The organism is Rhizobium sp. Root1334, assembly GCF_001426665.1.
Taxonomy (GTDB): domain Bacteria; phylum Pseudomonadota; class Alphaproteobacteria; order Rhizobiales; family Rhizobiaceae; genus Pararhizobium.
Genome location: NZ_LMEY01000001.1, coordinates 304,381 through 319,427 on the forward strand (window position 1 = coordinate 304,381; position 15,047 = coordinate 319,427).

Genomic DNA, 15,047 nt, shown 5'->3' on the forward strand with positions numbered 1-15,047 from the left:
GCGTCCACCGCTCTGGCGGCAGGACCGCATAACATTGGCGGGAGTTGAACAATGGCACGCGTTGAATCCGGGCTTGGCGAAGAGGCCGCTCCCCTGCGAGCGGACAATCCCTTTCTGGTCGAGGCTCCGTCGCAGGCGCCGGCGTTGACGGGTTATTTTGCGTCGGTCCTGATGACTGCCGCCGCCACGGTCGTGGCTGTCGGCCTCGACAGCGGCATCAGCATCCCGAACGTCTCGCTCGTCTTTGTCATACCCGTGATTATCGCCGGCGTTTCCTTCGGGCTCGGAGCCTCCGTCTGCTCGGCGATCCTGGGCGCGCTCGCCTACAACTTCTTCCTGACCGAACCGCGCTACACGCTGGCGGTCAACGACCCGGCCAATATCTGGGCAATCGTCCTGCTCTTTTTCGTCGGACTGATCGTCAGCAGCGTCGCCTTCACCTCGCGCCGCAGAGCGATCAACGCGGCGCAGCTGACGAAACAGGCCACTCTGCTGCAAGACTATAGCCGCGATATCGGCGCGGCCGGCGACGCCAAGGCTGCCGTTTCCATCACCTCCGGGACACTGACGGCATTGTTCGGCGCCCCCGCTGTGGTGATCCTCATGGCCGGGAATGACCTTGTGCCGGTCAACAATCTCGACGGCGCGGAGCTTCAGGCCGCCGATCTCGATGCGGCGCGGGCGTCACTGGCGATGGGATCTGTGGCACGAGCGGGTGTCTATCCGGCCGTGGCCTCGCGGTTTGATTTCTGGCCTGTGCCCACGGTTGTGGGCCAGAGCGCCGTCATCGGGATCGCCTTTGCGACGGACCAGCGGCCTTTGTCCCCCGATACGTCTGTCGATATCATTGCGCGCATTCTGGGCCTGGCGCTCGATAACCAGCATTTGCGGGCTGCCCGCAACGCGCCACAGGCGGATTGAGCTGGCCGCCCAAACCGTTAAGGAGAGGCGCTGCTCAGCTCGCAGCGCTGCTGATGCAGGTGAGAACGGCGGAATAGTGCACGGCGGCGGCGGTGACGACGAAGCCGTGCCAGATGGCGTTCTGGAAGCGCAACCTTTCCCAGACATGGAAGATCACGCCGAGCGAATAGATGATGCCACCCGCCAGGATGAGGATCATCGTCGTCTCCGTCAGCTGCGACAGAAGCGGACCGGCGGCAAAGACACCGCTCCACCCCATTGCAAGGTAGAGCAATATCGCCAGCTTGTCGAAACGGCCGGGAAAGACGCATTTGATCAAGACGCCAACAATGGCGATTGACCAGATGCCGATCAGCATGCCGAACAGAAAAGGATCGTCCCAGCCGCGCTGCAGGAAGGGCGTATAGGTGGCGGCGATCAGAATGAAGATCGACGAATGATCAAAGCGGCGCAGGAACCACTTTGTCTGCGATACGGGATAGAGATTGTAGAGGAAGGAAATCGACAGGGTCGCCACCAGGCCGGCGCCATAGATCCAGGCGGCAACCAGCTGCCCCGACGTGCTCCAGACGCTTGCATAAAAGATCATCGCCGTGACGCCGATCAGCGCAAAGGCGAGCCCGACGCCATGAACAACACCATCGGCGATCAGCTCAGAGCGATCGTAGTTCCACTTGATGCCCTTGATTTCCATGCACGCCTCTCAACAGCCGGTCCGGCTCTCTCATTGCAGTCTGCCGTCAACACGGCCGGACGGCAAGCCAGATAACCATAACAATTTGACAGGCTGTTAAAGGCTGGAACAGGGTCATCGGGATCAACATTTGCGACAGGCGGACATCAACGCATGCTCGGTGTCCCCCGGTGCAAGGAACGTCAGCTGGATGAAGCATACGGGCGATAACGAAGCGCGTTCACCAGCAGGACAAAGGCGGCGGACGGCTGTTTGCGGCTGGGATAATAGAGGTGATAGCCGGAAAACGGCGTGCACCAGTCTTCGAGAACACGGATCAACCGGCCATCGGCAAGGTGCGATTGGACAACGTCTTCCGGCAGATAGGCCAAGCCCATGCCCTCGACTGCCGCATTCACCCGAAGGGCAATATTGTTGAAGACCAGCCGCCCCTCGACCCGCACGCGCAGCTCATGCCCATCCTTTTCGAACTCCCAGACATAGATGCCGCCATAGGTCGGCAGGCGCATATTGATGCAGGAATGGCCGGTCAGGTCGTGCGGCGTCTGAGGCTTTTGCCGGGTGGCGAAATAGGCGGGGGAGCCGACGGCCGCCATGCGCATGTCGGGCGCGATCCTGACCGCGATCATGTCCTTCGCCACCTGCTCGCCCAACCGCACGCCGGCATCATAACGCTCGGCAACGATATCCGTCAGGCCATAGTCGACAATGACCTCGGCATTGATATCGGGATAGTCCGGCAACAGCTTTGCAAGAGCTGGCCACAATACCGCTTCGGCCGCATGTTCGCCGGCGGTGATGCGGATGGTGCCGGCCGGTTTGTCGCGCAATTCGCTGAGCGCCGCCAGTTCGCTTTCGATCTCATCCATGCGCGGGCCGGCGGTATCGAGCAGCCGGGCTCCGGCCGGCGTCGGCGAAACGCTGCGGGTATTGCGGTTGAGCAGGCGCAGTCCCAGCCGCTTTTCCAGCCCGGTAATCGTGTGGCTGAGCGCCGATTGCGACACGCCCAGCCTGGCCGCCGCCCGGGTGAAACTCTGTTCGCGGGCAACGGCGATAAAGGCGGTCAGATCGTTGATCGGCTGGCGCGGCATTCATGAATTCTCCTCATGAGGCTTAGCGCGTTCTAGCACCTAATCGCGGGTAATCGCACGCGCTAAATACAGGATCATCACTTGCATCATCATCGGCCATGACCGGCCAGCCTGTTTGGAAAGGACATCTGATGAACATCAAGCGCAATGGCTCTGCGCCATCCGCCAAAGGCCCCACAGACTATTTTACTGGAACAGTCCGCATCGATGCACCGTTTCAGGGAACAGCCCCCGCCCGCGTCAGCGGCGCAACCGTGACGTTTGAGCCGGGTGCACGCACCGCCTGGCACACCCATCCGCTCGGCCAGACGCTGCTTGTCGTTTCCGGGTTTGGCCGGGTGCAGCGGCTTGGCGGCCCGATCGAGGAGATCCGGCCGGGCGATATCGTCTGGTTCGAGCCGGGCGAAAAACACTGGCACGGCGCATCGCCAACCACCGCCATGACCCACGTCGCCATCGCTGAAGCGCTGGATGGCAAGGTCGTCGACTGGATGGAACACGTCACCGACGAACAATATCAGGCCTAATCAGGAGCAACCACAATGCAGAAACGCACACTTGGAAATAGCGGCCTTGAAGTCTCGGCCATCGGTCTCGGCTGCATGGGCTTGAGCTTCGGCTACGGCCCGGCCACCGAGAAGCAGCAGGCCATCACGCTGATCCGCACCGCATTCGAACGCGGCGTCACGTTTTTCGACAGTGCAGAGGCTTATGGTCCCTACAAGAACGAGGAGTTGCTCGGCGAGGCGCTCGCCCCCATTCGCGATAAGGTGGTTATCGCCACGAAATTCGGCTTCGACTTCAATGCCGAGGGCGGGCAGAGCGGCATGAACAGCCGTCCACAGCATATCCGCGCCGTTGCCGACGCCGCGCTGAAACGGCTGAACACCGATGTCATCGACCTGTTCTACCAGCATCGCGTCGATCCCAATGTGCCGATCGAGGACGTCGCAGGCACGGTCAAGGACCTGATCGCCGAAGGAAAGGTCAAGCATTTCGGCCTGTCCGAGGCAGGCGCCCAGACCATCCGCCGCGCCCATGCCGTCCAGCCGGTCACAGCCTTGCAGAGCGAGTATTCGCTTTGGTGGCGTGAGCCGGAGGATGACATCCTGCCGGTGCTGGAGGAATTAGGCATCGGCTTCGTTCCCTTCAGCCCGCTCGGCAAGGGGTTCCTCACCGGTGCAATCAATGCGCAGACCACTTTCGACGACAAGGACTACCGCAACACCGTGCCGCGCTTCTCAACGGACGCCCGCAAGGCCAACCAGGCGCTTGTCGACCTGCTCGGCGAGATCGCGGCGGCGAAGAGGGTGACCCCGGCGCAGATCGCGCTCGCCTGGCTGCTCGCACAAAAGCCCTGGATCGTGCCGATCCCCGGCACGACCAAGCTGAACCGCCTCGACGAAAACATCGGCGCTGCCGCTGTCATCCTGTCGGCCGGCGATCTCGCGTCCATCCAGGCTGCGGTCTCGACCGTGACAATTCAGGGCGCGCGCTACTCGGCCGAGCATCAGGCGCGGATCAATCGCTGATCCGGAAGGGGTTCAGAGGGCCGCGCCTGATTGGCATCTTCCGGTCGATGCGCGAGTTGCCGGATGGTAATTCCATCCCAAGCGGCTGCAAAGCAAGCGCCGAACCCCTGGGGCAAACCTCCTGTTTGCCCCAGGGGTTCAGATTGACGGAAACCGGCCCCGGGCGAGACAAAGTGACATCGGCCTGGATAAGCGGCTTCACATTCGCTTGAAAGCCGTGCAACGGTCACGGGTGAAGTCCCCGAATCAGGTAATCTTCTGCGCTGGAACGCTTTTTATCGGCGAGCGAAGGGGTCCCTACGCTTACGGGGGCCAAAGCGCAGAAGGAATATCAGGGCGGATGACAGGTTTTTTCGAAGGGCTTGCGGAGTTTTCCGTCCTGCTCGCCGTGCTCTACGGCGTGACCGTAGCGCTGTATTTCCTTCTTGGCTGCAGCATAATCTGGCTGAACAATCGCAACCCTGAGCGCCGTATCCAGAAGAAAAGGCGTGGCGAAAAACGCAAGGCGGCAGAAATTCGCCTGAGCCTTGCTTCCATTCTCGTCACCTGCCTGTCCGTGACAATCGGTCTTTTCGCCCAATACAAGGGCTGGGCCATGCAACCCTGGGACTTCAACTGGTGGACCGCAGTGCCGCTGTTTCTCCTCTGCATGGTACTGTTTGACGCCTGGTTCTACTTTGCTCACCGGCTGCTCCATACCAAATACTTCTATAAGTACCATCTGGAGCACCATCGCAGCGTCGCGCCGACCGTCTGGAGCAATGATTCCATCGGGCTTGTCGATACCGCCCTGTCGCAGGGATTTTATGCGGTCATCGTTTTCATCGTGCCGTTTCCACCCCTTATCGTGCTGGCCAACCGGCTGTTTGATCAGATCAACGGCACCTTCGGCCATGCCGGTTTTGAATATTTCGCCTCGAAGACGGCCCGCCGTCCCTCGCCGCTGCTGTGCACGACATATCACGATCAGCATCACGCGGAGTTCAAGTATAACTTCGCCAACTACTTCTCGTTCTGGGACCGGGCGCTGGGCACGATTTCTCCCGTTTACGATCGCAGGGTAGAGACATTCGAAAAAGAAGCGCCGCCAATCAACCTGAAGCTTGAACGGCAGATCGCGGGGACGCGTAAAGCCGAGACGTGAGCTTTCAGAAGGTGCGCCTTCTCAGCGGATGGAGGAGACCAGCCGTTGCCACGCCCTGGTTCCAAGGATCGCTCCGCCCATGACAAGCTGTCCGGCCGTGCAAAACGATCGAATACCGGGGCGGCACTGAGCCGTCCCGGTATTCCTTGGTTACACACGCTAAAAACAGCTCTGCTGGCCGCGAAACCGCCCGTTCGCTGTGGATAACGATGCGAACACAGGCGGGCCTTGCTACGGCACGCTCTCAGCGCGGCGCGAGTTGTTCCAGCTCGCCGAGCTTCTTGAGCGCCGCCTGCTGCTGCAGCCAACCATAGTTGATGTTGCTGGCATTCAGTGTGCTGCCCATCTGGAACGGGTACTTGTCGAAGTCCTGGAAAAACTCCTTGATCTTCCCCTGGATCGGCACCAGCAACCACATATTGCGGGCAAGGAAATCGACCGCCCCTCCGCCTTCCTCCAGTCCTTTTTCGTACGGATCCATCCGCAGATTGGCGATGAGCGCCCAGGCCGGGGTTTCGCGGACACCGGTGGCAATATTGCCATGCGCCACCGCAAAGCTCAGTTTCCAGTCGTTCCACCGGATGGCATTCAGGTTCCCGCCCTGGTCGAAATAATAGACGGATTCACGCGGCGGGGTTTTGTTTTCGCCCTTCAGCAAGGAGGTCAGGTCGAAGCCGTCGAGATGGACCTTGAAGGTCTTGGTGCCGGCCTGATAACCCGTCTTCATCTGCTCTTTAATGTCGGTGATGCCAGCGGCGGTCGCGAATGTCGGCAGCCAATCCATCAGTGTCACCGGATCGTTGATCTGCGTGCCCGGCTTCACGACGCCCGGCCAACGGACCATCATCGGGATGCGGAAACCGCCTTCCCAAGTGGTGCCTTTTTCGCCGTGGAACATGGTCATGGCGCCATCCGGCCACAGGGCAATTTCCGCGCCGTTGTCGGTCGTGTAGAGCACGATCGTATTGTCGGCGATGCCAAGGCTGTCGAGCTGATCGAGCAACTGGCCAACGTGCCCATCATGCTCGACCATGCCATCGGCATGAATGCCTTTGCCGGTCTTGCCAAGCGAGTCCTTCTTCAGGTGGGTGAAGACGTGCATGCGGGTCGAGTTGAACCAGCAGAAGAACGGCTTATCGGCCTTGGCCTGACGATCAATGAAGTCCTTGGCTGCAGCCAGGAACTCTTCGTCTACCGTCTCCATACGCTTGGTATTGAGAGCGCCGGTATCCTCGATCTTGCCGTCCGCCGTCGACTTGATGACGCCGCGTGGACCATACTTTTTCCTGAACTCGGCGTCCTTCGGATAGAAATAACCTTCGGGTTCTTCCTCGGCGTTCAGATGGTAGAGATTGCCGAAAAACTCATCGAAACCGTGTTTCGTCGGCAGATGCTCATCGCGGTCGCCAAGGTGGTTCTTGCCGAACTGCCCGGTGGCGTATCCCTTCGATTTCATCACGTCGGCAATGGTCGGCATCCAGTCCTGGATGCCGTGTGGATCGCCCGGCATACCGATCGTCAGGAGCCCGGTGCGGAAGGGCTCCTGCCCGAGAATGAAGGACGCACGGCCGGCCGTGCAGCTTTGCTGGCCATAGCTGTCGGTAAAGATCGCGCCTTCGGCTGCGATGCGATCGATGTTCGGCGTGCGGTAGCCCATCAACCCCATCGTATAGGCGCTGATCTGGGGAACACCGATATCATCGCCGAAAATCACCAGGATGTTCGGCACTTTGCCGGAGGGAGCGGCGGCCTGTGCCTGTGCAGTCGTTGTGGTGGCGATATTGCCGACCGCAACGACACCGGCCGCTAAAGCTGTTGTGCCTATAAGGAGATTGCGTCGCGTTACGTTGCTGTCGTCGTAGGCCATGTCATGTACCTTCCATCGAACGTTGATCTGTGGCGTGAATGTGAGATGCACTGCTGACGCCACAACCGGGCATATTGATGCGGGCATGCACAAGTACGTTACAGTAACATTCCGATATCAGGCACAGTGAGCGGTTCGGGAGCCGCGCTCCCGAACGGGTGGTGCACGCGCAAAACCACGGGCTTGCCTTAACGGTCGATCAGCACCGCACATTTGCAATGGCTGGCGACGCGGCTGGCCGTCGAGCCGATAAAATAATCGATCAGCCCTGGCCGGTGCGAAGCGATGATCACCAGATCGCCTTCCACTTCCTCGGCAAAAGTGTTGATGATGCCGGCGGCACCGCCGATGCGGATTTCGACCTTGCCCTTCGTCACGCCGTGTTTTTCCATCAGTTCCGTCAGCGTTTTCTTGGCATGCTCGCGCGATGCCTCGATCAACTCCAAGGGAAAATCAACGATCATGTAGCCCTGGGCATAGGCATTCAGATCCTCGACGACGTTGAGCAGGATGATCTCGCCGCCCTCGTCGAGCAGCGATTGGGCGCGCTCCAGGATTTTCTCGCCGTGCTCCAGATGGTCCATGGCAATCGGCACGATAATTCTCGAATACATGACGGTCTCCTCGGGTTCGCCGCGCCGGCCGCAGCGCGTGATGACAGGCTTTGCAAGGCCGTCACCCTCGCCGCATTGCGCGGATAGATTCAATATAGGTGTGACACGACAAAAGTCACAACCCGCCATACGGTCGCAGGCGATTGTCAACACGTTGAGAACAGTACATCCTCAAGTCAGTATCTTCCGTGAACGCCGCGCGCGCGTCATATAGTTGGGCAGACAACGGACGGGGACAGAACAATGACCAGCTTCAACCGACGCACCTTCATGAAGTTTTCGGCCACCGCATTGGTCACAAGCAGCGCCGTCACCACAGCCAAGGCAGGGAGCATCCCCATGACCGTTCAAGCCGAAGACCACGCCGTCCGCATGCCAGCCTATGTCGATCATTCGCATCTGGTCGTGCGCGATCTACCGATGGTGTCCTCATGGTACCAGGCCATCATGGGCCTGAAGCCGATCGAGAAGACCGCAAGCGGCGAGACGCTCGGCGTTGCCAGCCGTCCGCTTCTGACCCTGACGACGCAAGGCAATGCGGCCGTCGCGCCGCACAATGCGCCGGGTCTGTTTCACACCGCCTTCCTGATGCCGGACCGCACCGAGCTTGGCCGCTGGCTCGCCCATATCGCCCATAACAACGTGCCGCTTCAGGGCGCGTCCGACCATCTGGTCTCGGAAGCCATCTATCTCGGCGATCCGGAAGGCAACGGCATCGAGGTCTACCGCGACCGGCCGCGCAGCGAATGGAATTACCTGCAGGACGGCATGGTGAAGATGGCGACGCTGCCGTTCGACCTGCAGGCGCTCTATGACGAAGCCCCGAAGGACAAATGGGACGGCATGGCCGCCGGCAGCACGATCGGTCATATCCATCTGCAGGTTTCGGATATCCCGCAGGCCAACGCGTTCTTCGGCGATGTGCTCGGCCTTGACCTGATGGCAAGCTATCCCGGCGCCAGCTTCTTTGCCTCGGGCAAATATCATCACCATGTCGGCGCCAATATCTGGAACTCGCGCGGCGCACCGAAACGCCAGGCCAACATGACCGGTCTTTCAGACTACACCGTGCATTTCAATGATCCGGCCAAGCTGCAGAACGCGATTGCCAAGCTCGACGAACTGGAGATACCGGTAACGCGCAGCGGTGATACCGTCTCACTGATCGATCCCTGGGGCATCGGCCTGAAACTGACCGCCTGACAGCGCCGCAGCACCCTGCAAAACGAGTTTTCAACAGGGTGCCTGCGACGGATTGTACCGGCGCACTCCTTAAAATTGACTATTACAGTCAAGTATTCTAATTCGCCCCGGCATCCGCTCTTGCGGACGTGAGTCTAGGGGTTAGTATTTTGAAAAATAAGAGCATTCTTGTATACGCGCTCGCCACAGCGAGCGCTGCGCCACTGCCTTTGTACGCAGCCGATTGGCGCCCGTCGGTAGAAATCGACGGCACCTGGCGCAGTGGCAATTCAAGCGCCAGCGGCGGCTTCTTCCTGCCCATCCTGCTCGATTCGGGCAATGCGCTGTTCATCGATACGCAAGGTGCCTTCATCGAGGGTGGCGTGCAGCGCGGGTCGATCGGCGCGGGCTATCGCATGCGGGCAAGCGACGACTGGGTGGTCGGCGTCTATGGCTATTACGACTACCTGAACAGCGCCTATGACAATTCCTTCAACCAGCTGTCCTTCGGCGTGGAAGCGCTCGGACCGGTGTTCGAAACACGCGCCAACATCTACCTTCCGCTCGGCGACGATCATACGCTTGCCGGAATGGGCCGCGGCGAAGTCAGCGGCGGCAAGCTGATGTTCCGCGAAGGCATGGAACGCGCCCGCCGAGGCGGCGATGTCGAAGCCGGTGTTCGCGTACCGCTGTCTGGCGCCAGCGACAAAATGCAGCTGAAGGTGTTTGCCGGCAGCTACTGGTACGACGGTGACAACATCGACGACAAGCTGGGTGCCAAGCTGCGCGCCGAACTGTCCTTTGCCGACCTGCCCGGCCTTCCCGGTGGATCGACGGTGACGATCGGTGCGTCTGGTTCCTACGATAACGAAGATCACTTCAAGGGTGCGGCGATGGCGCGGTTGCGCGTGCCGCTCGGTGCGACCTCGTCCACCGGCTCGTCAGATCCGTTCGACCCGCTGACGCAGCGCGTCGAGCGCAATCGCACCATCGAGACCCATCGTGGTGCCACCGGCGATCTCGAGAAGGCTATAGTCGAACTGAACGGCCAGACCGCAGGCAATGTTATCGACGTCTCCGCCGCCAATGGAGATGCCGCCGCCATCAACGCCATCATTGCCGCGGCCGGCGACAACGCGCTGATCCTTGCCAACGGCGCGATCGGGCTTGACCAGTCGTTGACGCTCAACAACGGCCAGGTGCTGCTCGGCGGCGGCGGCTTGCTCAGCCTGCGCGGCGCCTCAAGCGGCGGCGAAGGCTGGTTCCGCAACCATGGTGCTGCCACGACGCTGACGGGCTACAATCCCGCCCAGGACGTTGTTACCATGGCATCGAACAGCGCGGTCTCGACACTGTCGATTACAGGTGGCCTGGCCGCAATCGGCGGCACAGATGCCTCGAACCTGATGATCGACCGTGTCGATATTTCCGGCACCAGCCATGACGGCATCCGGTTTGACCGGGTGAACGGTGCGATTATCCAGAACTCCAGCATCCACGACCTCTACATCTGCGAAAGCAGCACGGAATGCGAATTCTCGGTGTTCGACCCGAACCGGGCGCCCTATGCCGCCGTCAGCGCGCATGGAACCAGCAACCTGACGATCCGCGACACGGAAATCGACAACGTGACCTACGGCCTCTTTGCCGGCAGCGCGATCGATGAAAATGATTGGCCGCCGGTTATCACCAACGCCGCCAGCAACATCACCCTGGACAACGTGACGATCTCGCGGTCGCGCCGCGAGGGCCTGCTGTTCGTCGCAGCAAACGATGTGAACCTCAACAAGGTCACGATCGACAACTCCATGCAGGAACGCGACATGGACCTCGTCGTATTGCAGGGAACGCGCGACGTCACCATCACCGACATGGTGCTGAAGGGCGGCATCAATGGTCTGATGATGGTCACCTCCAGCAGCATGCCGGAAGGTGCCGTGACCACGAATGTCAATGTCGATGGGCTGACGATCGACGGCACCCGCAATGCCGGCATCTTCCTCAATCCGGTTTCCGGCATCAGCTTCAAGAACGTGGCGATCACCAATGCCGGGACCTACGGCGCGTTCATCTACGGGAGCGACTGGGACTTCCTTGGCGGGCCGATCAGCGACATCACCTTCGACAATGTCACGATCGATAAGGCCGGCACGGCGGGGCTCTACTTCATGGGACCATCGCTGGATGTCAAAGGTGACGTCACCGTTACCGGCACCCCGTGCGATTGCAAGGTCGATCCGTCCTGGGACGGCAGCCTCGGCGGTTCACTGACACAAGGCCCAGGCTCGGTCCTCACCGTCAATGGCAGCGTACTTGACCAGACAAACTTTGGCGGCCGTTGCGGCGGATAAGGCAAATTGAAATCGCTGTCCGCACCTGATGTCAGGTGCGGACAGCGGTCCTTCGAGGCTTAGTGCGTCGCACCGGAGCCACCGGCCGCAACGATCGCAAACGGCATGCCTTCGACGGAAATGGTCGCGGTTTGCTTCAGCGTTTCAGTGTTGATCATCCGCACCAAGCTATGGCGCGGATCGGTGATCGCGATGCTGTCGCCGGCAACCGCAAGCCGCGGACGCGGATCGCGCCAATGGCCATCCTTGCTATAGGGCTCGGTGACGCCGGCAGACCGGACGATCTTGCCGCTGACGACATCCAGCACATGCAGCTTGCCATCCTCCGTCAGGATATAGGCGTTGCGGACATTGGCCGGATCGAGGATGAAATCGACACGGCGGGTGGGAAGTTCGACCAGCCGATAGGGTGAAGCTGCGTCCGGATCGATCAGCACGACCTTGTCGTCACCGTAATTGCCGAGAAAGAACTGCATCGACCGGCCGCCGAGCAGGGTCGAAACCTTGCCCTCCGGCAGATCGCTGCCATAGGCGACCATTTCCAGCTTCGGCCCATCGAGCCCGCCGGGCCGGGCGACAAGAACGCCTTCGGCGCAACCGAAGGCGACCAGACGTGCCGATGACGCTTCGCCATGCAGCCCAGTGCATGTCGCGACATCACCAACCTGCTTGCCTTCCCGGTCGACAATGCGCAGGCCAAGCCGCGGGGGCAGCTCATCCGGCTTCACATCCGTCGTCATATTGGGCAAGGAAACGAGGATATGCTGCCCCATCGGCACGGCGACGCCATGATGCGCGGCCGTGGTATCGACACTTGCAGCAATTCCCTTGCCTTCCAGCAGCGCGCTTTCCTGAAACAGATCGACCTTGCCGCCACGATCGTAAAAGACCGCCACATCATCGCCATGCGTGACCACATGGCCCGGCTTCTTGCCGGTGATGACGCCGGGCAACAGTTTCGGATCGGAAATTTCGATATCGCGGTGCTCGCCATGATCGGCCAGTGCGATGCCGGACGCGATGACCTGCACTGTGTCCTTGTCGCCCTGCACCGCAAAAACGGTCTTGCCGCTGTCGCTCAGGGACAGTGCGGCGTAACCGCCAAGATCGAACCGGCCGAGTTCCTTGCCGCTGGCCATATCGAGCGCCCGCACCACGGGCTGGGTGTGATCGGCGACGAACAGCCGCCATGTTTCCTGATGATCATCGGCGAAGGCTGGAAGGGGAGACAGCGCCGTCAGCGCCAGAACAGCGGCGGCCCGCATCGGTTTGCCAAGATGGATCGGCATGAGTTTCTCCTGCAATATTTATGTAATAACGTAACATTGCGGATTGTTATAAAGTTACACCCACCTTGTCCATCCAGAAAATACGGCATCTGACATTCTGCGGGTATTTAACGGGTCACTGCGGGATGCAGCTTGATTGGGAAGAAACGCGGATCAGCCGGAACCAAGATAATGCGTCACAAACAAAAGACGCGATCTGGCGAGGCGGCAGAAATCACATTGCAGCGCAGCAAAAATTGTACCGTTCACCCGATGCTACCCTTCGTTGGTCCGCACCAATTCCCCCCAATAAAGGTTCAACGAGACGCGGTTACATTCGCATCAACTACTATTGCTCATCCACAATAACTAGTGTATCCACAGAATAACAAACTTAAAACTATGTTACCAATTGATTACCAAGACAAAATTTCATCATTTTGTCACAAATTCGACGCTTACGCTGCCTGAATTTTAGGCAAAATGCTCAATAATTTTGTTTTATTCGCAATAATTACGCACGCGTATAATCGAATTATAAAAAACAACCAGAAATAGAGAGTGTTAATAATAAATATAGTGTGAGGCTTAAAGTGATGACCAATATCGCTGTCATAATACCTTTCTATCAGGCAGAAGACGGAATCCTGCGCAGGGCTCTCGATTCAGTTGCGCTGCAGCAATTGCCCCCCGGCGTTGCGCTGAAGATTGTTGTCGTCGATGACGCCTCGCCGCACCCCGCCAGTGACGAGCTTGACGGATTCTCGTTCAAGTGCGGGCACTCGCTCAACGTCATCACGCAGGTCAATTCGGGCCCTGCCGGAGCACGGAATGCCGGTCTCGACAGCCTTGCCGGCGAAGAGATCGATTTCGTCTCGTTCCTCGACTCCGACGATATCTGGACTCCCCTGCATATCCAAAGGGCATTGTCGGCGCTGCGGAAGAGCGATTTCTTTTTCTGCAATCACGTCAGAAGCAAACATTACGGCGACTATTTCCGTTGCCTGCCCGAGACATGGCAGGCCCTTAGCCAAAACCGGGGGGCAGGTCAGTCGCAGCTGGTCAAGGTCTTCGGTGCGGGTGAACTGACGCGGACAATGATCCGCGAATGCCCGCCGCAGACATCAACCGTCGTCTACAATTTCCGCAAAAACCCGACCCTTCGCTTCAACACCTCGCTCAGAAGTGCCGGAGAAGACCACATCTTCTGGATCGAGTTGTCGATTGACAACGCAACGGCGGTCGATGTTCGTGTCAATGTGAGCTGTGGCGAGGGACTTAACCTTTATTGGTCAAACGTTTCCTGGGAAAGCCCGAAATCGATCAGTATCCAGGGCTGCCTTGCCATCCAGTACAACTATATGCGCAACAACAGCCGCATCTATTCCATGGATGCTGAAACCATCGCCTTCAGGCAGAGACTGTATGAGGGCGCTTATGTCTATGCGCTCCTGCGCGGAGCCGCGAAGCGGTTTCTTCCGGACCCCAAGGTCTTCACCAAGCTGGTATCACACTATCCGGCTTTTATCCTGCGCTGCCCGACAAACCTTGCCTTCTTCGTCATGAACAGGAAGGTGATGACCGATGTGACTTCGGTAAAAAACGTCCCTAGCGCGGACCTCGCCGCGTAGGAGGTTTCATTTTTTGGTGGCGCCCTGCCTTGCCTTCCGAGCGCTCTGCCTTGGACAGCAAAGCAGGTCTTGTGGAAAACCCAAAACATTTCGAGCGCAAAATGATATCATCGGCGGCAAGAAACGGTAAATATTCCCTCCTGCATATTGTCAATCTTCAGTACAGACCAACTGGAGGATTCACCAAGCGTTTCCTGGATGTCTTCATTTCACTGTCGATCATCCTGGTATTCCTGCCAATCATCCTGATGATCGCGGCGCTGGTGAAGCTATCAACCACAGGATCAGTCATCTGCGGCCATGCCGAGATCGGATATGATGGCGTATCCCTTGTCCGCCTGAAGTTTCGGACATCGTCTCCTCCCGGAGGCGAGGATTTCGCTCAATACCTGACAACAACGCCGGAAACGCTGTGGGCACGCAAGCATCAGCCGGACGTCTCGCTTCCGCCGATGGGTGCAGTTCTTCAACAATTGGGTCTGGACGGGCTGCCGCAGCTCTTCAATGTCCTGCGTGGCGATATGAGCATCGTCGGCCCCTCGCCGTTGACTATGAGGGATATCGAGCGATACGGGTCCAATACCTCATCCTATATCAAGTCCCGCCCCGGCCTGATCGGCTACCGGTTGAACAGCGGTCTCGACGCCCATTATCTACGCCGCCTGCAACTCGATAGCGACTACGCGGATAATTGGACGATGGTGACGGATTGCAGGGAAATCTGGCGGTTTCTCACTGCCGCGCGGCAGTAG

General features: G+C 59.2%; 13 protein-coding genes. 8 read left to right on the plus strand and 5 right to left on the minus strand.

Annotated features, from left to right (window positions below):
* Nucleotides 1–51: 51 nt before the first annotated feature.
* Complete coding sequence (locus tag ASD36_RS01465) at nt 52–921, plus strand: DUF4118 domain-containing protein (RefSeq protein WP_060503694.1); 870 nt, start codon at nt 52–54, stop codon at nt 919–921.
* Between the two features lie 34 nt (nt 922–955).
* Here ASD36_RS01465 and ASD36_RS01470 read toward each other — a convergent pair whose 3' ends face one another.
* Complete coding sequence (locus ASD36_RS01470; protein ID WP_060503695.1) at nt 956–1,615, minus strand: hemolysin III family protein; 660 nt, start codon at nt 1,613–1,615, stop codon at nt 956–958.
* Between the two features lie 182 nt (nt 1,616–1,797).
* Nucleotides 1,798–2,706 carry a LysR family transcriptional regulator gene (locus ASD36_RS01475; RefSeq protein ID WP_060503696.1) on the minus strand — a complete coding sequence of 303 codons (909 nt, stop codon included), beginning with the start codon at nt 2,704–2,706 and terminating at the stop codon, nt 1,798–1,800.
* 131 nt (nt 2,707–2,837) lie between these two features.
* On the opposite strand from ASD36_RS01475, the gene ASD36_RS01480 reads away from it, so the two are divergent.
* The 3 genes from ASD36_RS01480 to ASD36_RS01490 all read left to right on the plus strand — a co-directional run bounded on the left by ASD36_RS01480 (nt 2,838) and on the right by ASD36_RS01490 (nt 5,382).
* Complete coding sequence (locus tag ASD36_RS01480; protein ID WP_060503697.1) at nt 2,838–3,233, plus strand: cupin domain-containing protein; 396 nt, start codon at nt 2,838–2,840, stop codon at nt 3,231–3,233.
* Between the two features lie 15 nt (nt 3,234–3,248).
* Nucleotides 3,249–4,238 (plus strand): aldo/keto reductase, encoded by a 990-nt coding sequence (locus ASD36_RS01485; protein ID WP_060503698.1) that lies wholly within the window; start codon nt 3,249–3,251, stop codon nt 4,236–4,238.
* A 217-nt stretch (nt 4,239–4,455) separates the two neighbouring features.
* On the plus strand, nt 4,456–5,382 hold the full coding sequence (locus tag ASD36_RS01490) for a sterol desaturase family protein (RefSeq protein ID WP_244482054.1): 927 nt from the start codon (nt 4,456–4,458) through the stop codon (nt 5,380–5,382).
* A 244-nt stretch (nt 5,383–5,626) separates the two neighbouring features.
* Here ASD36_RS01490 and ASD36_RS01495 read toward each other — a convergent pair whose 3' ends face one another.
* Complete coding sequence (locus ASD36_RS01495) at nt 5,627–7,249, minus strand: arylsulfatase (protein ID WP_060503700.1); 1,623 nt, start codon at nt 7,247–7,249, stop codon at nt 5,627–5,629.
* A 188-nt stretch (nt 7,250–7,437) separates the two neighbouring features.
* A complete protein-coding gene (locus tag ASD36_RS01500) occupies nt 7,438–7,863 on the minus strand; it encodes a universal stress protein (protein WP_060503827.1) in 426 nt (141 codons plus the stop codon).
* A 339-nt stretch (nt 7,864–8,202) separates the two neighbouring features.
* Here ASD36_RS01500 and ASD36_RS01505 point away from each other — a divergent pair, with 339 nt between their 5' ends.
* Both ASD36_RS01505 and ASD36_RS01510 read left to right on the plus strand, forming a co-directional pair.
* Nucleotides 8,203–9,066, plus strand: coding sequence for a VOC family protein (locus ASD36_RS01505; RefSeq protein WP_112834566.1), 864 nt, complete (start codon nt 8,203–8,205; stop codon nt 9,064–9,066).
* A gap of 149 nt (nt 9,067–9,215) precedes the next feature.
* Nucleotides 9,216–11,396, plus strand: coding sequence for a right-handed parallel beta-helix repeat-containing protein (locus ASD36_RS01510; RefSeq protein ID WP_162252437.1), 2,181 nt, complete (start codon nt 9,216–9,218; stop codon nt 11,394–11,396).
* A 59-nt stretch (nt 11,397–11,455) separates the two neighbouring features.
* On the opposite strand, the gene aztD is transcribed toward ASD36_RS01510, so the two are convergent.
* Nucleotides 11,456–12,661 (minus strand): zinc metallochaperone AztD, encoded by a 1,206-nt coding sequence (gene aztD, locus ASD36_RS01515; protein WP_112834567.1) that lies wholly within the window; start codon nt 12,659–12,661, stop codon nt 11,456–11,458.
* 599 nt (nt 12,662–13,260) lie between these two features.
* On the opposite strand from aztD, the gene ASD36_RS01520 reads away from it, so the two are divergent.
* Both ASD36_RS01520 and ASD36_RS01525 read left to right on the plus strand, forming a co-directional pair.
* A complete protein-coding gene (locus tag ASD36_RS01520) occupies nt 13,261–14,295 on the plus strand; it encodes a glycosyltransferase family A protein (RefSeq protein WP_060503703.1) in 1,035 nt (344 codons plus the stop codon).
* A 50-nt stretch (nt 14,296–14,345) separates the two neighbouring features.
* A complete protein-coding gene (locus ASD36_RS01525) occupies nt 14,346–15,047 on the plus strand; it encodes a sugar transferase (RefSeq protein ID WP_156393793.1) in 702 nt (233 codons plus the stop codon).